The 26,439-nt window shown below is 62.2% G+C and carries 25 protein-coding genes; 16 read left to right on the forward strand and 9 right to left on the reverse strand.

The window, feature by feature from the left end; genetic code table 11:
- Both ettA and gdhA read left to right on the forward strand, forming a co-directional pair.
- Nucleotides 1–1,429 (forward strand): energy-dependent translational throttle protein EttA (gene ettA / locus K675_RS0120655; RefSeq protein WP_017905379.1); only part of this gene is annotated, 1,429 nt, incomplete at its 5' end.
- Nucleotides 1,430–1,689: 260 nt separating this feature from the next.
- Nucleotides 1,690–3,027 (forward strand): NADP-specific glutamate dehydrogenase, encoded by a 1,338-nt coding sequence (gene gdhA / locus K675_RS0120660; protein WP_017905380.1) that lies wholly within the window; start codon nucleotides 1,690–1,692, stop codon nucleotides 3,025–3,027.
- A 6-nt stretch (nucleotides 3,028–3,033) separates the two neighbouring features.
- Here gdhA and K675_RS0120665 read toward each other — a convergent pair whose 3' ends face one another.
- Both K675_RS0120665 and K675_RS0120670 read right to left on the reverse strand, forming a co-directional pair.
- Nucleotides 3,034–3,528 (reverse strand): GreA/GreB family elongation factor, encoded by a 495-nt coding sequence (locus tag K675_RS0120665; RefSeq protein ID WP_017905381.1) that lies wholly within the window; start codon nucleotides 3,526–3,528, stop codon nucleotides 3,034–3,036.
- Nucleotides 3,529–3,599: 71 nt separating this feature from the next.
- Entirely contained in the window at nucleotides 3,600–3,953 is a 354-nt protein-coding gene (locus K675_RS0120670) for a hypothetical protein (protein ID WP_017905382.1), read from the reverse strand.
- 244 nt (nucleotides 3,954–4,197) lie between these two features.
- On the opposite strand from K675_RS0120670, the gene K675_RS0120675 reads away from it, so the two are divergent.
- The gene (locus K675_RS0120675; RefSeq protein WP_017905383.1) at nucleotides 4,198–4,575 is read left to right on the forward strand and encodes a hypothetical protein; all 378 of its coding nucleotides are present in this window, start codon (nucleotides 4,198–4,200) and stop codon (nucleotides 4,573–4,575) included.
- 50 nt (nucleotides 4,576–4,625) lie between these two features.
- Here K675_RS0120675 and K675_RS0120680 read toward each other — a convergent pair whose 3' ends face one another.
- Both K675_RS0120680 and K675_RS0120685 read right to left on the reverse strand, forming a co-directional pair.
- On the reverse strand, nucleotides 4,626–6,479 hold the full coding sequence (locus tag K675_RS0120680; protein ID WP_017905384.1) for a DUF4105 domain-containing protein: 1,854 nt from the start codon (nucleotides 6,477–6,479) through the stop codon (nucleotides 4,626–4,628).
- A 63-nt stretch (nucleotides 6,480–6,542) separates the two neighbouring features.
- Nucleotides 6,543–7,031, reverse strand: coding sequence for a DUF3015 domain-containing protein (locus K675_RS0120685; RefSeq protein WP_017905385.1), 489 nt, complete (start codon nucleotides 7,029–7,031; stop codon nucleotides 6,543–6,545).
- A gap of 269 nt (nucleotides 7,032–7,300) precedes the next feature.
- On the opposite strand from K675_RS0120685, the gene K675_RS0120690 reads away from it, so the two are divergent.
- Together K675_RS0120690 and K675_RS0120695 are read left to right on the forward strand one after the other, a co-directional pair.
- Nucleotides 7,301–9,739, forward strand: a complete 2,439-nt coding sequence (locus K675_RS0120690; protein ID WP_017905386.1) for a Lon protease family protein — start codon at nucleotides 7,301–7,303, stop codon at nucleotides 9,737–9,739.
- 369 nt (nucleotides 9,740–10,108) lie between these two features.
- On the forward strand, nucleotides 10,109–10,426 hold the full coding sequence (locus K675_RS0120695; protein ID WP_017905387.1) for a hypothetical protein: 318 nt from the start codon (nucleotides 10,109–10,111) through the stop codon (nucleotides 10,424–10,426).
- 4 nt (nucleotides 10,427–10,430) lie between these two features.
- On the opposite strand, the gene K675_RS0120700 is transcribed toward K675_RS0120695, so the two are convergent.
- On the reverse strand, nucleotides 10,431–12,257 hold the full coding sequence (locus K675_RS0120700) for a hypothetical protein (RefSeq protein ID WP_017905388.1): 1,827 nt from the start codon (nucleotides 12,255–12,257) through the stop codon (nucleotides 10,431–10,433).
- Nucleotides 12,258–12,429: 172 nt separating this feature from the next.
- Here K675_RS0120700 and K675_RS0120705 point away from each other — a divergent pair, with 172 nt between their 5' ends.
- Complete coding sequence (locus tag K675_RS0120705) at nucleotides 12,430–12,918, forward strand: TIGR00645 family protein (RefSeq protein ID WP_017905389.1); 489 nt, start codon at nucleotides 12,430–12,432, stop codon at nucleotides 12,916–12,918.
- Nucleotides 12,919–13,147: 229 nt separating this feature from the next.
- Nucleotides 13,148–13,765: an FKBP-type peptidyl-prolyl cis-trans isomerase gene (locus K675_RS0120710; RefSeq protein ID WP_017905390.1), complete on the forward strand. Its 618-nt coding sequence runs from the start codon at nucleotides 13,148–13,150 to the stop codon at nucleotides 13,763–13,765.
- A 149-nt stretch (nucleotides 13,766–13,914) separates the two neighbouring features.
- On the opposite strand, the gene K675_RS0120715 is transcribed toward K675_RS0120710, so the two are convergent.
- From K675_RS0120715 to K675_RS0120725, 3 genes are all read right to left on the reverse strand, one after another.
- Nucleotides 13,915–14,172 carry a hypothetical protein gene (locus K675_RS0120715; protein ID WP_017905391.1) on the reverse strand — a complete coding sequence of 86 codons (258 nt, stop codon included), beginning with the start codon at nucleotides 14,170–14,172 and terminating at the stop codon, nucleotides 13,915–13,917.
- A gap of 198 nt (nucleotides 14,173–14,370) precedes the next feature.
- A complete protein-coding gene (locus tag K675_RS0120720; protein ID WP_017905392.1) occupies nucleotides 14,371–14,712 on the reverse strand; it encodes a zinc ribbon domain-containing protein YjdM in 342 nt (113 codons plus the stop codon).
- Nucleotides 14,713–14,882: 170 nt separating this feature from the next.
- The gene (locus K675_RS0120725) at nucleotides 14,883–15,851 is read right to left on the reverse strand and encodes a polyprenyl synthetase family protein (RefSeq protein ID WP_017905393.1); all 969 of its coding nucleotides are present in this window, start codon (nucleotides 15,849–15,851) and stop codon (nucleotides 14,883–14,885) included.
- Between the two features lie 241 nt (nucleotides 15,852–16,092).
- Here K675_RS0120725 and rplU point away from each other — a divergent pair, with 241 nt between their 5' ends.
- From rplU to K675_RS0120750, 5 genes are all read left to right on the forward strand, one after another.
- Nucleotides 16,093–16,407 (forward strand): 50S ribosomal protein L21, encoded by a 315-nt coding sequence (rplU, locus tag K675_RS0120730; protein ID WP_017905394.1) that lies wholly within the window; start codon nucleotides 16,093–16,095, stop codon nucleotides 16,405–16,407.
- A gap of 33 nt (nucleotides 16,408–16,440) precedes the next feature.
- Entirely contained in the window at nucleotides 16,441–16,698 is a 258-nt protein-coding gene (gene rpmA, locus K675_RS0120735; protein ID WP_003281574.1) for a 50S ribosomal protein L27, read from the forward strand.
- A 187-nt stretch (nucleotides 16,699–16,885) separates the two neighbouring features.
- Nucleotides 16,886–18,109 (forward strand): Obg family GTPase CgtA, encoded by a 1,224-nt coding sequence (gene cgtA / locus K675_RS0120740; RefSeq protein WP_017905396.1) that lies wholly within the window; start codon nucleotides 16,886–16,888, stop codon nucleotides 18,107–18,109.
- A gap of 120 nt (nucleotides 18,110–18,229) precedes the next feature.
- Nucleotides 18,230–19,348, forward strand: coding sequence for a glutamate 5-kinase (gene proB / locus K675_RS0120745; protein ID WP_017905397.1), 1,119 nt, complete (start codon nucleotides 18,230–18,232; stop codon nucleotides 19,346–19,348).
- Between the two features lie 20 nt (nucleotides 19,349–19,368).
- The gene (locus K675_RS0120750; protein ID WP_017905398.1) at nucleotides 19,369–19,830 is read left to right on the forward strand and encodes a CreA family protein; all 462 of its coding nucleotides are present in this window, start codon (nucleotides 19,369–19,371) and stop codon (nucleotides 19,828–19,830) included.
- Between the two features lie 165 nt (nucleotides 19,831–19,995).
- Here K675_RS0120750 and rpsT read toward each other — a convergent pair whose 3' ends face one another.
- On the reverse strand, nucleotides 19,996–20,268 hold the full coding sequence (rpsT, locus tag K675_RS0120755; protein WP_010451812.1) for a 30S ribosomal protein S20: 273 nt from the start codon (nucleotides 20,266–20,268) through the stop codon (nucleotides 19,996–19,998).
- Nucleotides 20,269–20,520: 252 nt separating this feature from the next.
- Between rpsT and murJ the strand changes: the two genes are divergently transcribed.
- From murJ to lspA, 4 genes are all read left to right on the forward strand, one after another.
- Nucleotides 20,521–22,059, forward strand: coding sequence for a murein biosynthesis integral membrane protein MurJ (gene murJ, locus K675_RS0120760; RefSeq protein WP_017905399.1), 1,539 nt, complete (start codon nucleotides 20,521–20,523; stop codon nucleotides 22,057–22,059).
- An 87-nt stretch (nucleotides 22,060–22,146) separates the two neighbouring features.
- Nucleotides 22,147–23,097 (forward strand): bifunctional riboflavin kinase/FAD synthetase, encoded by a 951-nt coding sequence (gene ribF, locus K675_RS0120765; RefSeq protein WP_017905400.1) that lies wholly within the window; start codon nucleotides 22,147–22,149, stop codon nucleotides 23,095–23,097.
- The gene (gene ileS, locus K675_RS0120770) at nucleotides 23,094–25,925 is read left to right on the forward strand and encodes an isoleucine--tRNA ligase (protein ID WP_017905401.1); all 2,832 of its coding nucleotides are present in this window, start codon (nucleotides 23,094–23,096) and stop codon (nucleotides 25,923–25,925) included. The genes ribF and ileS overlap by 4 nt, the downstream gene beginning before the upstream one ends.
- Nucleotides 25,918–26,433: a signal peptidase II gene (lspA, locus tag K675_RS0120775; RefSeq protein WP_017905402.1), complete on the forward strand. Its 516-nt coding sequence runs from the start codon at nucleotides 25,918–25,920 to the stop codon at nucleotides 26,431–26,433. The genes ileS and lspA overlap by 8 nt, the downstream gene beginning before the upstream one ends.
- The last annotated feature ends 6 nt before the right edge of the window (nucleotides 26,434–26,439 follow it).

Raw genomic sequence — 26,439 nt, forward strand, 5'->3', positions numbered from 1 at the left:
ACTGGATCCGACCAAGAGCGTGCGCGAAGTGGTCGAGGAAGCGGTCAGCGTGATCAAGGATGCCCAGACCCGCCTGGACGAGGTCTACGCCGCCTACGCCGAGCCGGATGCCGACTTCGACAAGCTGGCCGCCGAACAGGCCAGGCTGGAAGCGATCCTGCAGGCCAGCGATGGCCACAATCTGGAGCGCCAGCTGGAAGTCGCCGCCGATGCGCTGCGCCTGCCGGCCTGGGATGCCCGTGTCGAACACCTGTCCGGTGGCGAGAAGCGTCGCGTGGCCCTGTGCCGCTTGCTGCTGTCGGCCCCGGACATGCTGCTGCTCGACGAACCGACCAACCACCTGGACGCCGACTCCGTCGCCTGGCTGGAGCACTTCCTGCACGACTTCCCGGGTACCGTGGTGGCGATCACCCACGACCGTTACTTCCTGGACAACGTCGCCGGCTGGATTCTCGAACTCGACCGCGGCGCCGGTATTCCGTACGAAGGCAACTACTCGGGCTGGCTGGAGGCCAAGTCCGAGCGTCTGGCCCAGGAGTCCAAGCAGCAGTCGGCTCACGAGAAGGCCATGAAGGAAGAACTGGAGTGGGTGCGCAAGGGCGCCAAGGCACGCCAGTCGAAATCCAAGGCCCGTCTGCAGCGCTTCGAGGAAATGCAGTCGCAGGAATTCCAGAAGCGCAGCGAGACCAACGAGATCTACATCCCGGCCGGCCCACGCCTGGGTGACAAGGTCATCGAATTCAAGAACGTCACCAAGGGTTACGGTGATCGCGTTCTGATCGACAACCTGTCGTTCAGCATGCCCAAGGGCGCAATCGTCGGTGTGATCGGGGGTAACGGTGCCGGTAAATCGACACTGTTCCGTATGATCATGGGCAAGGAAACCCCGGACTCGGGCACCATCGAGATCGGCGAAACCGTACAACTGGCCTGTGTCGACCAGAGTCGCGAGGACCTGGACGGCAGCAAGACCGTGTTCCAGCAGATCTCCGACGGTTCCGACCAGATCCGCATCGGCAACTACGAGATCCCCTCGCGCACCTACGTCGGTCGCTTCAACTTCAAGGGCGGCGACCAGCAGAAGTTCGTCAAGGACCTGTCCGGTGGTGAGCGCGGTCGCCTGCATCTGGCCCTGACCCTGAAGGAGGGCGGCAACGTCCTGCTGCTCGACGAACCGTCCAACGACCTCGACGTCGAGACCCTGCGTTCCCTGGAAGAAGCCCTGCTGGACTTCCCTGGCGCGGCCATCGTGATCTCCCACGACCGTTGGTTCCTGGACCGCGTGGCCACCCACATCCTGGCCTACGAGGACGATTCGCAAGCGGTGTTCTTCGAAGGCAACTACACCGAGTACGAAGCCGATCGCAAGAAGCGCCTCGGCGACGCGGCGGCCCAGCCGCATCGCGTGCGGCACAAGAAACTGGCCTGATCGGGCCGGTGGTGGAAAAAAGCGGAGCCCTCGGGCTCCGTTTTTTTATGTGCGCCTTTGCGCTGTTTCCGCCTTGGTGCGTCGTAGTGGTTTTATGCTTTTTTTTGGTGCTTTCAGGGCCTGTTTTTCTTACGAACTTACATAAAAAGCACCATTTAAATTCATAAGTGCGACATTTTGCACTGTTATAGTGCCAGATCAGTTGCTAAAGTCCGGGTCGACTTATTGAAAACGACAACTCATTGACGAGACCCTTCCCCATGATCGAATCAGTCGACCACTTCCTTGCCCGTCTGAAAAAACGCGATCCGGACCAACCGGAATTCCACCAGGCGGTGGAGGAGGTTCTGCGCAGCCTGTGGCCTTTTCTGGAGGCCAATCCGCACTACCTGAGCTCGGGCATCCTCGAGCGTCTGTGTGAGCCGGAACGGGCCATCACGTTTCGCGTGTCGTGGGTCGACGATCAGGGCAAGGTTCAGGTCAATCGTGGCTTCCGCATCCAGATGAACAGCGCCATCGGCCCGTACAAGGGCGGCTTGCGCTTCCATCCGTCGGTGAACCTCGGCGTGCTGAAGTTCCTCGCTTTCGAGCAGAGCTTCAAGAACGCCCTGACCTCGCTGCCGATGGGCGGCGGCAAGGGTGGCTCGGACTTCGATCCCAAGGGCAAGAGCGACGCGGAAGTCATGCGCTTCTGCCAGGCGTTCATGAGCGAGCTGTATCGCCACATCGGTGCAGACTTGGATGTGCCGGCCGGTGACATCGGCGTCGGAGCCCGCGAGATCGGCTTCCTCTTCGGGCAGTACAAGCGCCTGGCCAACCAGTTCACTTCGGTGCTGACCGGCAAGGGCATGAGCTACGGCGGCAGCCTGATCCGTCCGGAAGCCACCGGCTTCGGTTGCGTGTACTTCGCCGAGGAAATGCTCAAGCGCAACGGCGACCGCGTCGAAGGCAAGCGGGCGGCGATCTCCGGTTCCGGCAACGTCGCCCAGTACGCGGCGCGCAAGGTCATGGACCTGGGCGGCAAGGTGATCTCGCTGTCCGACTCCGAAGGCACGCTGTACTGCGAGGCGGGCTTGAGCGAAGAGCAATGGCAGGCGCTGATGGACCTGAAGAACGTCCAGCGCGGGCGGATCAGCGAGCTGGCGCAACGTTTCGGCCTGGAGTTCCTGGCCGGTGAGCACCCATGGAACCTGAGCTGCGACATCGCGCTGCCCTGTGCGACCCAGAACGAGCTGGATGCCGAGGCCGCCCGGACTCTGCTGTGCAACGGCTGCATCTGCGTGGCCGAAGGCGCGAACATGCCGACCACCCTGGAGGCTGTGGATATCTTTATCGAGGCCGGCACCCTGTTCGCCCCGGGCAAGGCTTCGAATGCCGGTGGCGTGGCGGTCAGCGGCCTGGAAATGTCGCAGAACGCCATGCGCCTGCTGTGGACCGCCGGTGAGGTCGACAGCAAGCTGCACGGCATCATGCAGTCGATCCACCATGCCTGCGTGCACTACGGCGAGGAGAATGGCCGGGTCAACTACGTCAAGGGCGCGAATATCGCCGGTTTCGTCAAGGTCGCCGAAGCGATGCTGGCCCAGGGCGTGGTCTGACCGACACTAGGCCGGGTCGATCCGGGTGATCTCGATCATCTGGTCGCCGGCCGGACGTTTCCACAGCACTTCATCGCCGAGGCGGGCGCCCAGCAGCGCCCGTCCCAGGGGCGAGGCCCAGTTGATCAGGCCGCTGGCGTAGTCGGCCTGGTCTTCCCCCACCAGTTGCACCTGCTGTTGCTGCTCCTGTTCATCGATGAAGGTCACCTGGCTGCCAATCTGCACCACTTCGCTGGAAGTCGCCGGCGCGGCGAGCTGGGCGCTGGCCAGGCGCTGGTGGAAATAGCGCAGGTCACGTTCGATGTCGGCCAGGCGCTGCTTGTCGGCCTGTTCACCCAAGGCGCCCTGCTGGGCATGTTCGGCTTGCAGGTCGGCGACACGCGCCTGCAACTGGGCCAGGCCCGCCGGGGTGACGTAGTTGGGTTGCGTGCTGACCTGGCGCTCAACCGGCTGGCTGGCTTGGGCGGCGGCGCTGTCTTCATTGACGAAGGCGCGACTCATGGCGTTCTCCCCTGGATGGCATGGGCACCATGCTCGCAGGATCCGAAAACTCACGGTTGTCCGAAAGCGACCTACTGCGAACGGTAGGCCCGTGCCGCGTCGCGGTCCTTTTCCTGCTGCCAGGCCCGCTCGCGTTCGTCCCAGTGGCGGTCCCTGTAGGCCTCGCGATCCTCGTTCTCGCGCATGGCCTGGCACTGGCGGAAACCGTCGTCCCAGCCGGTGGCGTACTCATGCTGCTGGAGGTAGCGGGGCACGTTTTTCCTGAATTGGCCGGTGATCGCTCCGGCCGCTTGTCGGCCGCTGCTGCAACCGTCGTCAAAACCGTCGGCGAAGGCCGGTGGATAGCCTTGCATGAGCAGATGGTCGTGGGTCGACTCGCAACCGGCGAATGTGATCACCACGCCCAACAACAGCCAACGCCACATTTCCGACACCCTGATCGCTTGATTCGCCCGTCTTTGAGTGTAGGTCGTTCTTTGTGAGTGGGAGGTGAAGGCGCTGTCGTCAATCCGTTGCGCTTGAGCGGTTTATGCCGCCGATGGGTAAATTTTCCGGGTGCAGGTCGTTATCATGCGATGTCGGTCAGTAGCGTTTCGAGCGCTCTGCGCCGGGTGTTTCAGCCCCGCGCCCGTGTGCGGGGACGGTTGTCGTCAAAGAAAGAGAGTGTGTATGAGTTGTTTCAAAGCCCATGGCATGGGTGTCGGCCTGACCTTGTCGGCCTGCGTTGCCATGGGTGAGCCCCTGCCCGAGAGTTCCCTGTTGAGCCGTTATGGCATGACCGTGGAGGATTTACCCGCTGCTACCGTGAAGGAGCCAGCCAGCAAACCCGCCGAAGAACCTCCCAGCCTGTTCAAGCTGCAGCCCGAGCTACCGGCAGTGAATATTCGCTTCGAGGAGCGGTCGCCGCCGGAGAGCGTCGGCAACATCAGCATCGATAATATGATCAGGCGCGATCAGCAACATTGCCAGCGTCTGCTGGAGCAGGCATTGGAGCGCGATCGCGATCGCTATCATGACCCCGCGCGCACCCAGGACCTGTGTCACTGATCTGGAGAAACATCGTGGCCCGCCCTGCCGCGGGCCCGACTTGAGTACGATCAATAGTGATACCACTTCACCTCGAGCATCACTTCATTTTCCGCTGAAGCCAGTTTGCTGAATTCACGTTGGGCGCTCAGGCGCAGACCGAGGTTGCGCGACAGTTCCCATTGCTGGTTGAGGCTCAGGCTGCGGCGCACTTCACCGTTGGTGAAGTAGTCGCCCTTGGCCTCCAGGCTCAGATTGCCCAGCGGGTTTTTCCACAGCAGGCCGGTATTGAAACCACTGGCTGGCGAGACGAAGGCGGCGAAATCGGCATTGTGCTCCAGGCGCACGGTGCCCAGGGCAAAGCCGAGCAGGTCGTCGCTCAACTGCCAGGTGCCACCGGCGCCGCCGTTGACGTGGCTGACCAGGGTCTGGTCGTCATGCTTGCCGGGCACCCGCTCCAGGCCTCCGGTGACTTGCCAGGACCACGGCTGCAGCAGTGCATTGCGCGGCGTCAGCGAACGGATGGTCGCCAGGTCCAGTCGTTGCAGTTGCCAGTGGTTGCCCTCGTACTGGCGCAGTTTCATCTGCAGGATTTCGATCTGGGCACCGAGCGGAAAACTTTCGGCGTTGTCGTTCAGGTCGTGGTAGGCCATGCGCAGGCCGTATTCGCCGAAGGCCTGGCTGCCGCGGGTGCCGAGCCCGGCCTGCCAGGTACGTGATTCATGGCCGTTTTCCGGCAGCCCCGGCGGGGTGATCTGCAACTCCGGCGCCGGGTTGCGGTTGATCGCCCGCAGTAGCTCGAAGCTGCGTTGCGCACGCACCGGGTCGCGTTCCTGGCCGTTGGCCCGGTAGCGCTCGAGCCGGTAGGCGGCGTCGATGATCAGCGCCTGGCGATCACGTGGCTGGGCCTTGAAGGCCGGGTCCTGCAGAGCGTTCTGGTCGGCGCTGACTTGAAGTACCCACTGCTGTTCCTCCGGGTCCAGCGGCTTGGCCCGCTCCAGCAACTCGCGTTCGCGGGACGGGCGGTAGTCGACCTTCTCCACCAGGCCCGCCGCCTTGACCGCCTTCACGGTGTCGGTGGGGATCGCTGTCAGCGGGAACTGCCCGGTGAGGCGCAGGCTGGGGCGGGCGACCTGCAACAGTTCCAGCAGGCGGTAGGAGCAGTTTTCATCGAAGAAGAAGTAGTCGAACTGGACCTGCTTCAGCTCCCAGACGTGTTCGACCATGCGCGCGGTTTCTTCCGGGGTCAGGTTCAGCCGGTACTCCCACAGGTCGCGGTTTTCCAGACTGCGGTATTCGGAAAGCTTTTCCTGGTAGGGCACCAGGGCGAACAGCCCCGGATAGCCGCCCATCAGGCCCTTCCAGGCATAGAGAATGCTGTTGTCCGAGCCTTCGATATAGGCGCCGAAGTTGATCGCGTAGCTGAGCAGCGAGGTCTGGTCACGCTGCACGTCGGCCTGGTCGATTCGCAGCAGGGTGTGACCGAACATCGACGACGGGCTGTTCAGGTAGGCCGCGGGAAAGATCATCACCGTGCTGTGGGGCGAGACATCCTTGAACCACTGGTTGAATTCCGAGCAGTCCGGTGTCGGCAGGTTCTTGAGTTGCAATTGCGCCTTGAGCCAGCGCGTGCGTGCCGGGTAGACGCACTGGGCGTGCTGGTTGCCGGCGCTGGCCGGTGCGTAGAGTGCGGTGACGGTGGCCTTCAGCTCCGCATCGGGATGATGGGCGCCATCGGTGGCGAGAAAGAACTTGCTGTCGCTGACATAGCTGCGCCAGCCGCCGAGCTTGGCGTGTTCGTAGTGGCCCAGGGATATCCAGAAGGGATCGTTGGCCAGTTGCTGCAAACGTTGATCGTCGAGGTGTGAAGCGGCCTGGAGCGGAGTGCAGGCACAGAGCGCCAGATAGGCAAGGCGTTTGAGCATGGTGGGCAACTGTTGTCCGGGTCGGGCAGGGAATGCCCGCCCCGAGGGGCGGGCGGGTCAAGCTCAGGCCTGGGTGGCGTACTTGGCCAGGCGTGGGTCGTTCTTGAGAACGGCCAGGGTGTTGGTATGCACGTCGTCGGCGGTCACGTCGGCCTTGTTGAAGATCTGCTGGAAGTGCTCGTGGGTCACGGCGGCGAAATGCGCACGATCTTCCGGTGCCACGCCGAGTACCACGGCGTAGGTGGTCAGGGCTTCGCCTTGGCCCTTGGCCATGTCTTCCGACAGTTCGTTCATCATGCCATTCATGGCGATCCAGGATTTGCCGCCATAGGTCAGCGCGTCCTTGGTCGAACAGCCGTTGGTCCCGGAGGTCATGCCGAAGGTGGCGTTACCGGAGGTGCCGTTGGTGGTGGAGGCCAGGAAGTGCGCCGGGGTACCGCGCTGGCCTTTGAACAGCATGTTGCCCCAACCGCAATCCGGGCCACCTGGCGCCTGGGCCATGGCCTGGATCGAGACAACGGTGAAGAGAGTACCGAGAAGAATCCGTTTCATAGCTTTGTTCTCTTTATGTGCATGCCAAAACAAGGAGCCGGCCTGTGCCAGCGCCGGTGGGCCGGTTATCTCTCCGGCCGCGCACGTTGGAGTTTAGGCACGTTCCAAGGGTTCCGTGATTTTTTGCTTGAATATTGAGGTGTATGGCGCGTAGGCAGGTTCCGAGGGCTTTTGCCTTCCCCGCAGGATTCACCTGTCTGTTGCCTTGCCAGCCGGGTGCGGCCAGCGCCAGAATGCCTTATCCGCCCCGCCTGATGTAAGGAAGCCCGATGTCTGATTCTGTTGCTGCCAGCCTGCGTCTTGCGCCCGAAGCGCTGACTCGCCCTTTTTCCGCTGAACAGTTCAGCTTCTCCACCACCAATGATCTGGAGCCTTTTCGCGGTGTGCTCGGCCAGGAACGTGCGGTCGAAGCGTTGCAGTTCGGTGTGGCGATGCCACGCCCCGGTTACAACGTATTCGTCATGGGCGAGCCGGGAACCGGCCGCTTCTCGTTCGTCAAACGTTACCTGAAGGCCGAGGGCAAACGCCTGCAGACCCCTTCGGACTGGGTCTATGTCAACAATTTCGATGAGCCGCGCGAGCCGCGGGCGCTGGAGCTGCCTGCGGGCGAGGCCGGTGCCTTCATCAGCGATATCGGTGGCCTGATCGACAACCTGCTGGCGACCTTTCCGGCGGTTTTCGAGCACCCGTCCTACCAGCAGAAAAAGAGCGGCATCGACCGTGCCTTCAACCAGCGTTATGACCGCGCCCTCGACGTGATCGAACGCCTGGCGCTGGAAAAGGAAGTCGCGCTGTACCGCGACAGCAGCAATATCGCGTTCACGCCGATGAGCGACGGCAAGGCCCTCGACGAGGCGGAGTTCTCCCAATTGCCGGAGGCCGAGCGCGAGCGTTTCCACAACGATATCGCCGAACTCGAGGAACGCCTCAACGAGGAACTGGCCAGCCTGCCGCAGTGGAAGCGTGAGTCGAGCAATCAGTTGCGCCAGTTGAACGAGGAAACCATCACCCTGACGCTGCAGCCGCTGCTGGCACCACTGTCGGAAAAGTATGCGGAAAACGCGGCGGTCTGCGGTTATCTGCAGGCCATGCAGGTCAACCTGCTGCGCACCGTGGTCGAACAGTTGGTGGATGACAGCAAGACCGACGCCGTGGCGCGCAAGTTGCTCGAGGAGCAGTATGCCCCGAGCCTGGTGGTCGGTCATCCGGCCAGCGGTGGCGCACCGGTGGTGTTCGAACCGCATCCGACCTACGACAACCTGTTCGGTCGGATCGAATACAGCACCGACCAGGGGGCGCTGTACACCACCTACCGGCAATTGCGCCCGGGTGCGCTGCATCGGGCCAATGGCGGCTTCCTGATCCTCGAAGCCGAGAAGATGCTCAGCGAGCCGTTCGTCTGGGATGCCCTCAAGCGTGCCTTGCAGTCGCGCAAGCTGAAGATGGAGTCGCCGTTGGGCGAGCTGGGGCGCCTGGCGACCGTGACTCTGACGCCGCAGATGATTCCGCTGCAGCTCAAGGTCATCATCATCGGCGCGCGCCATCTGTACTACACGCTGCAGGACCTGGACCCGGACTTCCAGGAGATGTTCCGCGTGCTGGTGGACTTCGACGAAGACATTCCCATGGTCGACGAGAGCCTGGAGCAGTTCGCCCAGTTGCTCAAGACCCGTACCTCGGAAGAGGGCATGGCGCCGCTGACCGCCGATGCGGTGGCGCGCCTGGCCACCTACAGCGCGCGGCTGGCCGAGCACCAGGGGCGCTTGTCGGCGCGCATCGGCGATCTGTTCCAACTGGTCAGCGAGGCGGATTTCATCCGTCACCTGGCCGGTGACGAGCGCACCGATGCCGGGCATATCGAACGGGCGCTGAAGGCCAAGGCGACGCGCACTGGCCGGGTGTCGGCGCGGATTCTCGACGACATGCTGGCCGGTATCATCCTGATCGATACCGACGGGGCCGCGGTCGGCAAGTGCAACGGGCTGACGGTGCTGGAAGTCGGCGATTCGGCGTTTGGCGTGCCGGCGCGGATTTCCGCCACGGTCTATCCGGGGGGCAGCGGTATCGTCGATATCGAGCGCGAGGTGAACCTTGGCCAGCCGATTCACTCCAAGGGGGTAATGATTCTCACCGGCTACCTGGGTAGCCGGTATGCCCAGGAGTTTCCCTTGGCGATCTCAGCGAGCATCGCCCTGGAGCAGTCCTACGGTTATGTCGACGGCGACAGCGCGTCCCTCGGCGAGGCCTGTACGCTGATTTCAGCCCTGTCGAAGACACCGCTCAAGCAGTGTTTTGCCATTACCGGCTCGATCAACCAGTTCGGCGAGGTGCAGGCGGTCGGTGGGGTCAACGAGAAGATCGAGGGCTTCTTCCGGCTCTGCGAGGCCCGTGGCCTGACCGGCGAGCAGGGCGCGATCATCCCGCAGGCCAACGTCGCGACGCTGATGCTCGACGAGAAGGTATTGCAGGCGGTGCGGGCCGGGATGTTCCATGTGTATGCGGTGCGTCAGGCCGATGAGGCACTGAGCCTGTTGGTGGGCGAACCTGCCGGTGAACCGGACGCCGATGGCCAGTTCCCGGAAGGCAGCGTCAACGCGCGAGTGGTGGAACGCCTGCGGGCGATTGCCGAATTGATCAGCGAGGACGATCTCAAGGAGGCCGAGAAAGAGGCCGCCGAGCAGGCGTTGGCGGAGGTCAAGCCGTCCTGACGGGCGCGTAGCAGCCGGTTTCCTGTGGGGGGCTATGGTCTGGTGCGAGACTGGAGGGCCCATTCGCGGCGGTCCGACGCCTCGGTAAATCCTGCACCCACAGGGTAAGATCCTGGCGCGGTCACTGTGGGAGCCGGCCGGGCGGCGCTCCGCTTGCCCGCGAAGCTTTTCTGGCGCCCTCAAGGGCGCCTGCTTCGCACGAGCTTGGGTCAAGAGTTTGACGTTTTGCGAAAAGGTGTCCGTTTGTCCTCCAGGCTCTTGTCCTGCCTGGATTTATTCTATTCTCTGGGTAAGGACATCCACTGTAGTCACTGGAACGATACAGGCTCCATCGGGGTCTGAAGACAGGATCTACCGAGGGTCGCCGTCATGTCGCGCAGCCTGTGTCTCACCCGCCAATGTCTGGGTCTGGTCACCCGCATCGAATGTGTCATTCGCCCACTTGCCGGGGATAACGGCATGTGGACCCTGCTGTTCGCCGCTGGAATGGCCGGTGAGCAACCCTCCGCGATCAAGTCCCAGGGCCCGTTCCATGGCCCCTTCGTCGCCGAATCCATCCTCGACTCGATCGTCGAAAGCCTGACCCTGCACGGCTACCAGTTGGCCGAGGAGCCGCAGATCTGGCGGCTGCATCTGCAGGCGCAGCTACGGCAGATCAACGGCGAGCGCGGCCGACAACTGCATTGAGCAATCATTCGGCCGGTTCGTTGTTCTGGACCTTGTCGAGCTTGACCTCGAAGCCGTACTCGACGGTCTGCAGCTCGGTGCGCTGATAGCTTTCCAGTTGCGTGGGCTGGCCATAGAAGTAATGCACCTCATAAGCCGGCGCCGAGCCGGCTTTTTCGTCGTGGTGGCTGGTGAGAATCTCTTTCAGGTAGTTGCCGCTGTCGTCCTTGGCATAAAAGCGCCAGGCCTCGGCGGGGAACTGTTTCTGGTCGACCACCAGGGCATTGCCGCGTAGCTCCAGGCCCTTGGGCAACCGGTGGACATCAAGGCTGTTCTTCTGGATGTTGGCGAGGAACAGCGGGATCGAGCCGATGGCGTAGGCCGGTGTTTCCGGAAACAGGTTGAGATCATAGGTGATCGAGCCTTCCATCGGGTCGACTTCGAAGGCTTCCTTGGGCAGTTCCAGTGGCTCGCCGCGCTTGCCCCGTTCGTCTTCGGCGAAAAAGGTCACCGGGCTGTCGCCGAGGCTGAAGGAGGTGCCGAGCAGTTCGTCGTTGAAGGTCCTGGGGTGATCGAACTCGATGCGCGCGGCGCTGGCATCCTCGACCGACTGGCTGATGCTGACGCTTTTCTTCAGGCGTTCGGCATCGAGGTTGGCGTCCTTGAGGTAGTTGGCGGCCTGGTCGTCGTAGACCACCACCGGCATCGGCAGCGGCTGGATGTCCTTGCCGGTGGTGTTGTCGAATTGGCGCACCGGCAGGTCCAGGTCCTTGCGGTTGACCACCGCATCGGAGAAATCCATCACGCTGATTTCGAGCCTGTCGACCAGGCCATTGAAGTACACGCGGGTGTAACGGTTGGGCTGGCCGGCTTGGAAGGCTTTCTGTTCGTCGTCGAGTTTTTTCTCGAATTCCTCGCTCCAGCTCTTCTGCCGGAGCATTTCGTCCAGTTGCTTCTGATAGAAGGCGAGCTGGGCAGCGTTCTCGTTGATCGAACCCGAGCGTGAGAGGAATTGTCCGGTCTTGTCCCGGGCCTGGACGATCAGCGGGTTCAAGGGGGTATCGCCGAGTTGTGGGGCTTGCGGCGCGCTGTTGCTCAGTTCGATTTCGGCATTGTTCCTGTCGAGGGACACCAGGGTCAGGCTGATGTTGCCCTGGACCTGGCGCTTGCCGATGTCCTTGCCGGTCAGGCTGAAGCTCACGATCCGGCGGGGAGCGATCACCTCGATCTTGCCATGCAGGGTGACGGGCTGCGGCTGCTTGCTGTTGTCGATCTCCAGCCCCTCGATATAGGGGTAGCTGATGGTCAGGTCATCCGGGTTGGTCAGGTTGGCGCTGGACGGGCTCAACTGGATACCGGGATCGGTTTCCGACCACTCGGGCTGGAAGGGGATCACCTCCTTGTTGCTGAGGGTCACCGACTGCCATTCCAACGCGTGGGGGAAGGGGAACTCGGTCGGGTAGTTGAAGCTGAACGGGAAGATCGGCTGCAGATCGGTCAGGTAGTCGGAGCTGGATCTCTTGCGCAGCACGAACAGCCCGTCGATGTAGGTCTCGGCCAGGGCCTGCGGGGTCGCGTAGTGCTTGAGCAGCGCCAGGGCATCGTCAGCGTACTCGGTCTCGATCGGTCTGTCGCGCAGGCGCAGGCGGGCCCGCTCGAGCAGCAGCAACGAGCCGCCGAGGTCCGCCACGGCGTCCTTGAGCTTGGGGTCCTGAATGCTGTCCAGGGTTTTCTCGAACTGTGCGGTCCGTTCCTCAAGGCTGGCCTGTGGCGGCTTGTCGTGGGGCGAGCAAGCGTTCAGCAGCAGAGCGACCGAGAGTCCGAGGCAGCCCAGGGGGCGTCGCAAATCCATTGTTCAGTTTCCTGTCCACAGTACACGCGCGATGTCATTGATGCCGACACTAGCAGAAAATTGCACGGACGCAGCTGTCCTGCCGTTGAACGAGGTGTGTGGACGCGGGCTTTTTCTCTCGGGTTTAGGCGCTGGTATACTCGCGGACATTTTCAGGCGATATGTGAGATTCATGGAACGGTTTATCGAAAATGCGATGTATGCATCGCGCTGGCTGTTGGCGCCGATCTACTTCGGCTTGTCCCTGGGCTTGCTGGCACTGGCCCTGAAATTCTTCCAGGAAGTGTTTCATGTCATTCCCAACGTGTTTTCCATGGCCGAGTCCGAGCTGATTCTGGTGCTGCTGTCGATGATCGACATGGCGCTGGTGGGCGGCCTGCTGGTGATGGTGATGATGTCCGGCTACGAGAACTTCGTTTCCCAGCTGGATATTTCCGACGACAAGGAAAAGCTCAGCTGGCTGGGCAAGATGGACTCCACTTCGTTGAAAATGAAAGTGGCGGCGTCCATCGTGGCGATCTCATCGATCCACCTGCTGCGGGTGTTCATGGATGCCAAGAATGTCGATCCGGTGCATCTGCAGTGGTATGTGATCATCCACATGACATTTGTGGTTTCGGCGTTCGCCATGGGTTACCTGGACAAGGTGACCAAGCACTGATCCCCGGCTGCTCCGCCGACTCGCGCCGCCCGTTCGTTGTGAAACGCACGGGCGGTGTCGTTTCCGGACGGGTGGCCGTGAGTCGGCGAATTAGCCGTGCAGGCTACCGGAGGCTGCTAACCGCGAGTGCTTCTGTGCTAGTCTGCCTGCCCTTTTTGGTTCCGGGCGCGAGGGGAGATGCCGTGTTTTCAGGGTATGTTCCGGAGCAGTCCCACAGCGGAGCAGTATGATGTCCGAAGTAAATCTGTCCACCGACGAAACCCGCGTCAGCTACGGCATTGGCCGTCAGCTGGGTGACCAGCTGCGCGACAACCCGCCACCAGGCGTCAGCCTGGACGCGATCCTGGCCGGTCTGACCGACGCCTTCAACGGCCAGCCAAGCCGTGTGGGCCAGGCAGAACTGTCCGCCAGCTTCAAGGTCATCCGTGAAATCATGCAGGCCGAAGCAGCGGCCAAGGCTGAGGCCGCAGCCGGTGCCGGTCTGGCATTCCTGGCTGAAAACGCCAAGCGTGACGGTATCACCACACTGGCTTCGGGCCTGCAGTTCGAAGTGCTGACTCAAGGTGACGGCGCCAAGCCGACCCGTGAGGACACCGTGCGTACCCACTACCACGGCACCCTGATCGACGGCAGCGTGTTCGACAGCTCCTACGAGCGTGGCCAACCTGCCGAATTCCCGGTCGGCGGCGTTATCGCCGGTTGGACCGAGGCCCTGCAACTGATGAACGCCGGCAGCAAGTGGCGCCTGTACGTGCCGAGCGAACTGGCCTACGGCGCCCAGGGCGTTGGCAGCATCCCGCCGCACAGTGTGCTGGTATTCGACGTCGAGCTGCTCGCCGTTCTGTAATGATCATCGGTCGGCTTTCACGGGGTCACCTGGTAGGCCGTGCCGTGGAAGCGTCGACTGCTGGCGATCGCGGGGTGTCAGGCAGTCAATTGGCTGAATGACAGGCTGCAATCGCCAGCAAGCCGGCTCCCACGTAAAGCACATGCGTGTCACAACTGGATCCTGGCATTCAGGTCCGCCGTCGGGCGCAATGCCCGGGCGTAGCAGAACAGGAACAGGTTGCGCACCATTTCCTTGAGCACCAGCGGTTCGCTGGAACTCAACCCGCTGACATCCAGGTCGCCCTGGTCCTGCAGCTCATGCAGCGCTTCTTCCTCCAGTACCGCACAGACTTCACCCGTTTCCCGATGCAGGATGCGCAGGTAAGGGTGTGGGCGGTCCAGCCAGGCATCGATCAAATAAGTCATGGTCTCATCTCCTTGATGGGTTGCAATGAGAATAATTCTTATTCAAAGAATAGCAAGTGCCTATTGATGGATTCCTGGTTTTTCTGTGGGGGAATTTGTCTGAAATCAACGACAGGGAGGGACGAAGGGGGCAGGCAGATGCTTGTGGCAGGGGCGGGGCTGCTGGCGACAGGGGGGTATCGCCAGCGCGGTATTTCCTCAGGCTTTCCTGACGAATTCCGACTTGAGCTTCATCGGGCCGATGCCGTCGATCTTGCAGTCGATGTCGTGGTCGCCGTCGCACAAGCGGATGTTCTTGACCTTGGTGCCGACCTTGACCACCAGGGAGGTGCCCTTGACCTTGAGGTCCTTGATCACGGTGATGGTGTCGCCGTCCTGGAGGATGTTGCCCACGGAGTCCTTCTTCACGTTGTCGTCGGACGCCGCCTCGGCTTCGCCGTTGGCGGACCACTCATGGGCGCACTCCGGGCAGACCAGTTGGACGCCATCTTCGTAGGTGAATTCGGAATTGCATTTGGGGCAGGGTGGCAACGTGCTCACTAGGGCTCCTCAGGTTCTGGGAAGGCTAAAAGCGCACATTATATAGGGTTTTGTCAGCGAGCGGGCGGGCGATGCGGACGCTTGTAGGAGCGAGGCCTGGCCGCGAAGCTTTTGGCGGCCTCAAGGCGTCATTCGCGGGCAGGTTGCTCCTGCAAGTGGGATGTCGTCTTTTAGTGGGTGCGGGCGATGGCGAATTCGCTCAGCTCGACCAGCGCGTCGCGGTACTCGCTGGCAGGCAGGGCTTCCAGGCAGGCGATGGCGCGGGCCACGTAGTCACGGGCCAACTGGGCGGTGTATTGCAGGGAGCCGGAGGCTTCCACGGCAACGCGGATACTCTCCAGGTCCTCGATCCCGCCTTTCTGGATCGCCTGGCGGACCAGGGCGGCCTGTTCCGGCGTACCTTCGCGCATGGTGTAGATCAGCGGCAGGGTAGGCTTGCCTTCGGCCAGGTCGTCGCCGACGTTCTTGCCCAGGGTTTCGGCGTCGCCCTTGTAGTCCAGCAGGTCGTCGACCAGTTGGAAGGCCACGCCCAGGTGGTCGCCAAAGGTACGCAGGGCCTCGGCCTGTTCCGCTGTCGCGCCGCACAGGGCGGCGGCGCTATGGGTCGAGGCCTCGAAGAGCATCGCGGTCTTGCCGCGGATGACTTCCATATAGGTTTCTTCGGTGGTGCTGGCGTCGCGGACCTTGGACAGTTGCAGCACTTCGCCTTCGGCGATGATGCGGGTGGCCTGGGAGAGGATCTTCATCACCGGCATCGAGCCGAGTTCGACCATCATCTCGAAGGAGCGCGAGTACAGGAAGTCACCGACCAGGACGCTGGGTGCGTTGCCCCACATGGCGTTGGCGGTCGAGCGGCCGCGGCGCATGCCGGACATGTCGACCACATCGTCATGCAACAGGGTGGCGGTGTGCAGGAATTCGATGGTTGCCGCCAGCAGCCGCAGGTCCTCGCCTTCGCGGCCGAGTGCCTTGCCACACAGCAGTACCAATAAAGGACGCAGGCGCTTGCCCCCGGCCGAGGTAATGTAGTCACCGATTTTCGAGACCAGCGGTACCCGGGAAGTCAGCTGCTTCTTGATGATGCCGTCGACGGCGCTAAAGTCGTCCGCCACCGCGCGGTAGAAAGCTTGGGGTTGCATCAGCCAGAGTCGCTCCATAGGGGTTGCGCGGCATGCTAGGGCGGGGGGTACGGCCTGTCAAGGCGCCAGACCCTGCCACTTGCAAGGATTCTGTGGCTTGCGTACAATCGCGCACCCTGAACTTCCTGGGCAGCACCTGCCTTACGCAATTGCACTTGGGCCGTTCCAGCCCCATGCAGCCATGCCAGCCAATACCTTTACCTATTAAGCGCTGGGTGAGCAGGATTATCGGAGAAATACCATGTCTTACGCAGTAATCGTTACCGGCGGCAAGCAGTACAAAGTCGCCCCAGGTGAATACCTGAAGATTGAAAAACTGGAAGTCGCCACCGGCGAATCCGTTACCTTTGATCGCGTTCTGTTGGTTGCCAATGGCGACGACGTGAACATCGGTGCTCCAGTGGTTGCTGGCGCTACCGTTTCGGCTGAAGTGGTTTCCCAAGGCCGTCACGACAAGGTCCGCATCATCAAGTTCCGCCGTCGTAAGCACCACATGAAGCGCATGGGTCACCGTCAGTGGTACACCGAGATCAAAATCACCGGTATTCAGGCTTAATTCGCCTAATCCCCTTTTTGGAGTATTGAACTCATGGCACACAAAAAAGCTGGTGGTAGTACCCGTAACGGTCGCGACTCAGAAGCCAAACGACTTGGCGTGAAGATGTACGGCGGCCAGGCTATCAAAGCGGGCAACATCATCGTGCGTCAGCGCGGCACCCAATTCCACGCCGGTTATGGCGTTGGCATGGGTAAGGATCACACCCTGTTCGCTAAAGTCGAAGGCGTGATCAAGTTCGAAGTAAAAGGCGCCTTCGGTCGTCGTTACGTGAGCGTCGTCGCAGCTTAATCGCGGCAATGCTGGAGAAGCCCTGTCTTGCGACGGGGCTTTTTCGTTTGTGGGGTGAGTCTCTTGCAAAGCTGTTCGTGTGAGCCGTGCGCTGGTTTCATGGGTGGATAGGTGGCGCTACGCTCATCTTTGCAAGAGTCTTATGTCTTGATTTCCATCGGCTCGTCCCGGTGACGAGAGGCGTGTTATGAAGTTTGTTGATGAAGTATCGATTCGGGTGAAGGCTGGCGACGGCGGCAACGGTTGCATGAGTTTTCGTCGGGAAAAGTTTATCGAGAAGGGTGGTCCCAACGGCGGTGATGGTGGCGATGGCGGCTCGGTCTACATGATCGCCGACGAAAACCTCAATACCCTGGTGGATTACCGCTATACCCGGCACTTCGAGGCCGAGCGTGGTTCGAACGGTGGCAGCACCGACTGCACCGGCAAGAAAGGTGATGATCTGGACCTGCGCGTACCGGTTGGCACCACGGTGATCGATTCCGCGACCCAGGAGGTCATCGGCGACCTGGTCAAGCACGGCCAGCGCCTGCTGGTGGCTCATGGTGGCTGGCATGGCCTGGGCAACACCCGCTTCAAGTCCAGTACCAACCGCGCGCCGCGCCAGACCACGCCGGGCAAGCCGGGCGAGCAGCGTGACCTCAAGCTGGAAATGAAGGTGCTGGCCGACGTCGGTCTGCTGGGCTTGCCGAATGCCGGCAAGAGTACTTTCATTCGTTCGGTGTCGGCCGCTCGTCCGAAAGTGGCGGACTATCCGTTCACCACGCTGGTGCCGAACCTGGGCGTGGTCAGTGTCGATCGTTGGAAAAGCTTCGTCATCGCCGACATTCCGGGCTTGATCGAGGGGGCCTCCGAGGGTGCCGGCCTGGGGATTCGCTTCCTCAAGCACCTGGCGCGTACTCGTCTGCTGCTGCATCTCGTCGACATGGCGCCGTTGGATGAAAGCAGTGCCGCGGATGCGGCTGAAGTGATCGTCAACGAGCTGGCGCGCTTCAGTCCGTCGCTGGTGGAGCGTGATCGCTGGCTGGTGCTGAACAAGTGCGACCAGATCCTCGAGGAGGAGCATGAGGCGCGGGTCAAGGAAGTGGTCGATCGTCTGCAGTGGACCGGTCCGGTCTACGTGATCTCGGCGATCGCCAGCGAGGGTACCGAGCGTCTGACGCGTGACATCATGCGCTACCTGGAGGATCGTCTCGATCGCCTGGCCAGCGACCCGGCCTATGCCGACGAGTTGCGCGAGCTCGACCAGCGGATCGAGGACGAGGCGCGGGCCCAGTTGCAGGCGCTGGATGACCAGCGTGCCCTGCGTCGCAGCGGCGTCAAGAGCGTTCACGACATCGGCGACGATGACTGGGACGAAGAAGATGTCGATGATGAAGATGGCCCGGAAATCATTTACGTCCGCGACTGATTCATTCGGTAAACTAGAACGCCGCTCCCAGAGCGGCGTTTTGGTATCCGTAACACGTAAATCACATAATCGCGTGGGTAGCGCCCGGTTGCGCTGCCTGCTGGCAAGGGTTGGAAGATCATGCGGAGCAAGGTGACAGGTGCGCGGCGTTGGGTCGTGAAGATCGGCAGCGCACTGCTGACAGCGGACGGCAAGGGCCTGGATCGCACGGCAATGGGTGTCTGGGTTGAGCAGATGGTGGCCTTGCACGAGGCTGGCGTGGAGCTGGTGCTGGTGTCGTCCGGCGCGGTCGCGGCGGGCATGAGCCGGCTTGGCTGGACTGCTCGACCGAGTGCCATGCATGAATTGCAGGCCGCGGCGGCGATCGGCCAGATGGGGCTGGTGCAGGCCTGGGAGTCGAGCTTTGCCGAGCATGGTCGCCATACCGCGCAGATCCTGCTGACCCATGACGACCTGTCCGACCGCAAGCGTTACCTCAATGCGCGCAGTACCTTGCGGGCGCTGGTGGAGCTCAAGGTCATTCCGGTGATCAACGAGAACGACACGGTGGTCACCGATGAAATTCGTTTCGGTGACAACGATACGCTGGCGGCGCTGGTCGCCAATCTGGTGGAGGCTGATCTGCTGGTGATCCTGACGGATCGCGACGGCATGTTCGATGCCGACCCGCGCAACAATCCCGATGCCCAGTTGATCTATGAAGCGCGTGCCGATGATCCGACGCTGGATGCGGTGGCGGGTGGTACCGGTGGTGCGCTGGGGCGTGGCGGTATGCAGACCAAGCTGCGCGCGGCGCGTCTGGCGGCGCGTTCGGGGGCGCATACCATCATCGTGGGTGGTCGTCTGGAGCGGGTATTGGATCGGCTCAAGGCGGGTGAACGCATCGGTACCCTGTTGTCGCCGGAGCGCGGCATGCTGGCGGCGCGCAAGCAATGGCTGGCCGGTCATCTGCAGACTCGTGGCACTCTGGTGCTCGACGAGGGGGCGGTGAATGCGTTGGCGCGTGATCACAAGAGTCTGTTGCCGGTCGGGGTCAAGCTGGTCCAGGGCAGCTTCCGTCGCGGTGAAATGGTGGTGTGTGTGGCGCCGGACGGTCGCGAAATTGCTCGCGGACTGGCCAACTACAGTGCGCTTGAGGCGCAGAAGATCATTGGGCAGTCATCTGACTCCATCGTGGGCCTGTTGGGCTACATGGCGGAGCCGGAGCTGGTTCACCGTGACAATCTTATTCTGGTGTGATGGATTCGAGGAAAGTGGCCATGGGTTTGGCAAAAGGGTTGTTCGGGTTGCTGCTGGCGTTGCCGTTGCTGGCGTCGGCCGAGGAAATCGGCCAGGTGTCGACGGTGTTCAAGTTCGTCGGGCCGAATGACCGGATCGTGGTCGAGGCGTTCGATGATCCAAAGGTCGAAGGTGTGACCTGTTATCTGTCGCGGGCCAAGACCGGCGGCCTGAAGGGTGGTCTGGGCTTGGCGGAGGATCGTGCCGAGGCGTCGATCGCCTGTCGTCAGGTCGGGCCGATCCGCTTCAGTGGTGAGCTCAAGGATGGCGATGAGGTATTCAAGGAGCGCACTTCGCTGGTGTTCAAGACCATGCAGGTGGTGCGCTTCCTCGACAAGAAGCGCAATACCCTGGTTTACCTGGTCTATAGCGATCGTCTGATCGAGGGCAGTCCGCAGAATGCGGTGACGGCGATTCCGATTCTGCCGTGGCCGAATCAGTAGGATTCGAGGCGGTGCGCATCTTGGTGTGCGCCGCCTTTTTATAGGGGTGAGGCTTGCCTGCGAAAGGGATCTTCAGATCGTTAAAAGCTTCGCGGGCAAGCCCGGCTCCTGCAGGCAGGCAATAAAAAACCGACCCTTGGGTCGGTTTTTCAGCAGGCTGGTCGCTTAGGCAGCAACAGCCAGGGCCTTGATGTGGCCATTCAGACGGCTCTTATGACGAGCGGCCTTGTTCTTGTGGATGATGCCCTTGTCGGCCATGCGGTCGATAACAGGCACGGCCAGAACGTAGGCGGCTTGTGCTTTGGCGGCGTCTTTTGCGTCGATGGCTTTCACTACGTTCTTGATGTAGGTACGAACCATGGAACGCAGGCTGGCGTTGTGGCTGCGACGCTTCTCAGCCTGTTTAGCACGTTTTTTGGCGGAAGGTGAGTTGGCCACCGTCGAGCTCCTCGAAAGACTTTTTAGGGAATAGCAAACAAAATAGGCCGCGAATCATGCCGATGAGTTGAAGTCTTGTCAAGGGCGAACGATGCGCTCCGCCGAGTGGTAGATGTGGAGCGCCGGATGTTTCTTTCCAGCGTACGACCTGTAAACTCGCGAGCTTTGGCTCTGTGCTGTTGCGGCGCGGAGTATCGCACAGTCGGGCGCCATATTCGCCTGCTTCTTCATCCAAGGGCGCACTATTTTTCAATGAATCTGCTCAAGTCGTTGGCTGCCGTCAGTTCCATCACGATGCTTTCCCGGGTGCTGGGTTTCGTGCGCGACACTATCCTGGCCCGGGCCTTTGGTGCCGGGATGGCGACCGATGCCTTCTTCATCGCCTTCAAATTGCCCAACCTGCTGCGGCGGATCTTCGCCGAAGGCGCATTCTCCCAGGCGTTCGTGCCGATCCTGGCCGAGTACAAAAGCCAGAAGGGCGAGGAGGCGACCCGTACCTTCATCGCTTATGTCAGCGGTCTGCTGACCCTGGTGCTGGCGCTGGTGACCGCATTGGGCATGCTCGCCGCGCCGTGGGTGATCTGGGCGACTGCGCCCGGGTTCGCCGATACGCCGGAGAAGTTCAGGCTGACCTCCGACCTGCTGCGGGTGACCTTTCCTTATATATTGCTGATCTCGCTGTCGTCCCTGGCCGGGGCGATCCTCAACACGTGGAACCGTTTCTCGGTCCCGGCCTTCGTGCCGACCCTGCTGAATATCAGCATGATCATCTTTGCCCTGTTCCTGACGCCGTACTTCGATCCGCCGGTGATGGCGCTCGGCTGGGCGGTGCTGGCCGGTGGCCTGGCGCAGTTGCTCTATCAACTGCCGCACCTGAAGAAAATCGGCATGCTGGTGTTGCCGCGGGTCAATCTGCGCGACAGTGGCGTGTGGCGGGTGATGAAGCAGATGCTGCCGGCGATCCTCGGGGTGTCGGTCAGTCAGATCTCGCTGATCATCAACACGATCTTCGCCTCGTTCCTCGTTGCCGGCTCGGTCTCATGGATGTACTACGCCGATCGCCTGATGGAGTTGCCTTCCGGCGTGCTCGGGGTGGCGCTCGGCACGATCCTGCTGCCGATCCTGTCCAAGACCTATGCCAACAAGGACCGCCACGAGTACTCGCGGATTCTCGACTGGGGCTTGCGGCTGTGCTTCGTGCTGGTGCTGCCGTGTTCCCTGGCGCTGGCGATCCTCTCCGAGCCACTGACGGTGTCGCTGTTCCAGTACGGCCAGTTCAGCGCCTTCGATGCGGCCATGACCCAGCGGGCGCTGATCGCCTATTCGGTCGGTCTGCTGGGCATCATCATGATCAAGGTGCTGGCGCCCGGCTTTTATGCCCAGCAGAACATTCGCACGCCGGTGAAGATCGCGGTCTTCACCCTGACGGTGACCCAGTTGCTCAACCTGGTCCTGGTCGGCCCGCTGGCCCATGCCGGGCTGGCGTTGGCCATCAGCGGTGGTGCCTGTCTCAATGCCGGGCTGCTGTTCTGGCAGTTGCGCCGGCAGAAACTGTTCGTCGCCCAGGCGGGCTGGGGCCTGTACCTGTTGAAGCTGGTGGTGGCCGTGAGTGTGATGTCGGCCGTACTGCTGGGGCTGATGCACGTGATGCCGGCCTGGGATCAGGGGCACATGCTCGAACGCTTCCTGCGCCTGGGCGCCCTGGTGGTGGCCGGTGTGGTGGCCTACTTCGGCATGTTGCTGCTGATGGGCCTGCGCCTGCGGCATTTCAATCGCAAGTCGTTGATGTAATCGCAGTGGCGGATGTCGACGCATGACGGGTACTAAGCTCGGCCGGGTATGGTTATAATCGACCACTTTATGAGCAAGAAGCGCGTTATGCAGCTGGTTCGAGGCCTTCACAACCTGCGCCCCCGGCACCGGGGCTGTGTCGCCACCATTGGCAACTTTGACGGTGTTCATCGTGGTCACCAGGCTATCCTGGCGCGGTTGCGCGAGCGTGCGCGTGAGCTGGGGGTGCCCAGCTGCGTGGTGATTTTCGAGCCGCAACCGCGCGAGTTCTTTGCTCTGCGGACGGCTCCGGCACGCCTGGCGCGCTTGCGCGACAAGCTGCAGCTGCTGGCTGCCGAAGGTGTCGACCGGGTACTGTGCCTGGCGTTCAACCAGCGTCTGAGCAAGCTCAGCGCCGCCGAGTTCGTCGACACCATCCTGGTCGAAGGCCTGGGCGTACAGCACCTGGAAGTCGGCGACGACTTCCGTTTCGGCTGCGACCGTGCCGGTGATTTCGATTTCCTGCTGCAGGCCGGCAAGGCCAGTGGCTTTACCGTCGAGGCGGCACAGACCGTCGAACTCGATGGCCTGCGGGTCAGCAGCACTCAGGTGCGTAATGCCCTGGCGGCGGCCGATTTCCCCTTGGCCGAACGCCTGCTGGGGCGTCCGTTCCGGATCGCCGGGCGGGTGCTGCATGGGCAGAAACTGGCGCGCCAACTGGGCACGCCAACGGCCAACGTACAGCTCAAGCGCCGTCGCGTGCCATTGACCGGGGTCTACCTGGCCAGTGTCGAGATCGACGGCCAGCCGTGGCCGGGTGTCGCCAATATCGGCGTGCGGCCCACGGTAGCAGGTGATGGCAATGCCCACCTGGAAGTGCATCTGCTGGATTTTGCCGGTGATCTGTATAACCGGCGTTTGACCGTGGTTTTCCACCACAAGCTGCGCGATGAGCAGCGATTCGCCTCCCTGGAGGCGCTCAAGACGGCGATCAATGCGGACGTCGCCGCCGCCCGTGCCCATTGGCAGGGTTCACCGCTTACAAAGAGCCTGAAATGACCGACTACAAAGCCACGCTTAACCTCCCGGACACCGCCTTCCCGATGAAGGCCGGCCTGCCACAGCGCGAACCTCAGATTCTGCAGCGCTGGGACAGCATTGGCCTGTACGGGAAGTTGCGCGAGATTGGCAAGGATCGTCCGAAGTTCATCCTTCACGACGGTCCTCCCTACGCCAACGGCACGATTCACATCGGTCACGCGCTGAACAAGATTCTCAAGGACATGATCGTCCGCTCCAAGACCCTGGCCGGCTTCGACGCCCCCTATGTGCCGGGTTGGGACTGCCATGGCCTGCCGATCGAACACAAGGTCGAAGTGACCCACGGCAAGAACCTGGGCGCGGACAAGACCCGTGAACTCTGCCGCGCCTATGCCAGCGAGCAGATCGAGGGGCAGAAGTCCGAGTTCATCCGCCTGGGCGTGCTGGGCGACTTCGCCAACCCCTACAAGACCATGGACTTCAAGAACGAGGCCGGGGAAATCCGCGCCCTGGCCGAAATCGTCAAGGGCGGCTTCGTGTTCAAGGGCCTCAAGCCGGTGAACTGGTGCTTCGATTGCGGCTCGGCGCTGGCCGAAGCCGAGGTCGAATACCAGGACAAGAAGTCCCAGACCATCGACGTGGCCTTCCCGGTCGCCGACCAGGACAGGCTGGCCGCTGCGTTCGGCCTGGCGTCCCTGGCCAAGCCGGCCGCGATCGTGATCTGGACCACTACCCCATGGACCATTCCGGCCAACCAGGCGCTGAACGTCCATCCGGAATTCAACTACGCGCTGGTGGATGTGGGCGAGCGCCTGCTGGTGCTGGCCGAGGAACTGGTCGAGTCGTGCCTGGCGCGTTACAAGCTGGAAGGTTCGGTGGTGGCGGTCGCCAAGGGTCAGGCCCTGGAACTGATCAACTTCCGTCACCCGTTCTATGACCGCCTGTCGCCTCTGTATCTGGCCGAGTATGTCGAACTGGGCGCCGGTACCGGCGTGGTTCACTCCGCACCGGCCTACGGCGAGGACGACTTCAAGAGCTGCAAGCACTATGGGATGGGTAACGACGACATCCTCACGCCGGTGCAGAGCAATGGCGTGTATGTCGACTCCCTGGAGTTCTTCGGCGGCCAGTTCATCTTCAAGGCCAACCCGGCCATCATCGAAAAGCTGAATGAAGTCGGTGCGCTGCTGCACACCGAAACCATCAGCCACAGCTACATGCACTGCTGGCGCCACAAGACTCCGCTGATCTACCGCGCCACCGCGCAGTGGTTCATCGGCATGGACAAGGCGCCGGTAGCCGGCGACACCCTGCGCGAACGTTCGCTCAAGGCCATCGAGGACACCCGGTTCGTCCCGGCCTGGGGGCAGGCGCGCCTGCACTCGATGATCGCCAACCGTCCGGACTGGTGCATCTCCCGCCAGCGCAACTGGGGCGTGCCGATCCCGTTCTTCCTCGACAAGGAAAGCGGCGAGCTGCACCCGCGCACCGTCGAACTGATGGAACAGGTGGCCCAGCGCGTCGAGAAGGAAGGCATCGAGGCCTGGTTCAAGCTGGACGCCGCCGAGCTGCTGGGCGACGAGGCCGCGCAGTACGACAAGATCAGCGACACCCTCGACGTGTGGTTCGACTCGGGGACCACCCACTGGCACGTCCTGCGCGGTTCGCACCCGTTCGGTCATGAGAACGGCCCGCGTGCCGACCTCTACCTGGAAGGCTCCGACCAGCACCGCGGCTGGTTCCACTCGTCGCTGCTGACCGGCTGCGCCATCGACAACCACGCGCCGTACCGCGAGCTGCTGACCCACGGTTTCACCGTCGACGAGGCCGGCCGCAAGATGTCCAAGTCCCTGGGCAACGTGATCGCGCCGCAGAAGGTCAACGACACCCTGGGCGCCGACATCATGCGCCTGTGGGTCGCCTCGACCGACTACTCGGGCGAGATGGCCGTTTCCGAGCAGATCCTGCAGCGCAGCGCCGACGCCTACCGGCGTATCCGCAACACCGCGCGCTTCCTGCTCTCCAACCTGAGCGGCTTCAATCCGGCCACCGATATCGTCCCGGCCGAGGAGATGCTCGCCCTGGATCGCTGGGCCGTGGACCGCACGCTGCTGCTGCAACGCGAGCTGGAAGCTCACTACGGCGAGTACCGCTTCTGGAACGTCTACTCCAAGGTGCACAATTTCTGCGTGCAGGAATTGGGCGGCTTCTATCTCGATATCATCAAGGACCGCCAGTACACCACCGGCGCCAACAGCAAGGCCCGGCGCTCCTGCCAGACCGCTCTGTTCCACATCTCCGAGGCACTGGTGCGCTGGATCGCGCCGATCCTGGCGTTCACCGCCGACGAGCTGTGGCAGTACCTGCCGGGCGAGCGCAACGAATCGGTGATGCTCAACACCTGGTATGAAGGTCTCAGCGAGCTGCCGGAAGGCTTCGAGCTGGGTCGCGAGTACTGGGAGCGAGTCATGGCGGTCAAGGTCGCGGTCAACAAGGAACTGGAAGTGCAGCGTGCCGCGAAGGCGGTGGGCGGCAACCTGCAGGCCGAAGTGACCCTGTTCGCCGAAAAGGCGCTGGTCGCCGACCTGGACAAGCTGAGCAACGAACTGCGCTTCGTGCTGATCACCTCCACCGCGACGGTCGCGCCGCTGGCGCTGGCCCCGGCGGATGCGGTGGCCACCGAGGTGCCGGGCCTGAAGCTCAAGGTGGTCAAGTCCGGCCACGCCAAGTGCGCCCGCTGCTGGCACTGCCGCGAGGATGTCGGGGTGAACCCGGAGCATCCGGAAATCTGCGGTCGTTGCGTCGACAACATCAGTGGCGAAGGCGAGGTGCGTCACTATGCCTAATGCCGGTGCCGGCCGTTTCGGCCGCCTGGGCTGGCTGTGGTTGAGCGTGCTGGTCCTGGTCATCGACCAGGCCAGCAAGTTCCACTTCGAAAGCTCGCTGACCCTGTACCAGCAGATCGTGATCATTCCCGACTATTTCAGTTGGACCCTGGCCTACAACACCGGGGCGGCCTTCAGTTTTCTGGCCGAAAGCTCCGGCTGGCAGCGCTGGCTGTTCGCCCTGATCGCGGTAGTGGTCAGCGCGGTTCTGGTGGTCTGGCTCAAGCGCCTGGGGCGCAACGAGACCTGGCTGGCCATCGCCCTGTCGCTGGTGTTGGGTGGGGCGCTGGGCAACCTCTACGATCGCATGGCACTGGGCCATGTCATCGACTTCATTCTCGTGCACTGGCAGAACCGCTGGTACTTCCCGGCGTTCAACTTTGCCGACAGCGCCATCACCGTGGGCGCGGTGATGCTGGCGCTGGACATGTTCAAGAGCAAAAAGTCCGGAGAACCCGTTCATGACTGAACACGC

The organism is Pseudomonas fuscovaginae SE-1 (genome assembly GCF_000364705.1).
Classification (GTDB): Bacteria; Pseudomonadota; Gammaproteobacteria; order Pseudomonadales; family Pseudomonadaceae; genus Aquipseudomonas; species Aquipseudomonas fuscovaginae_A.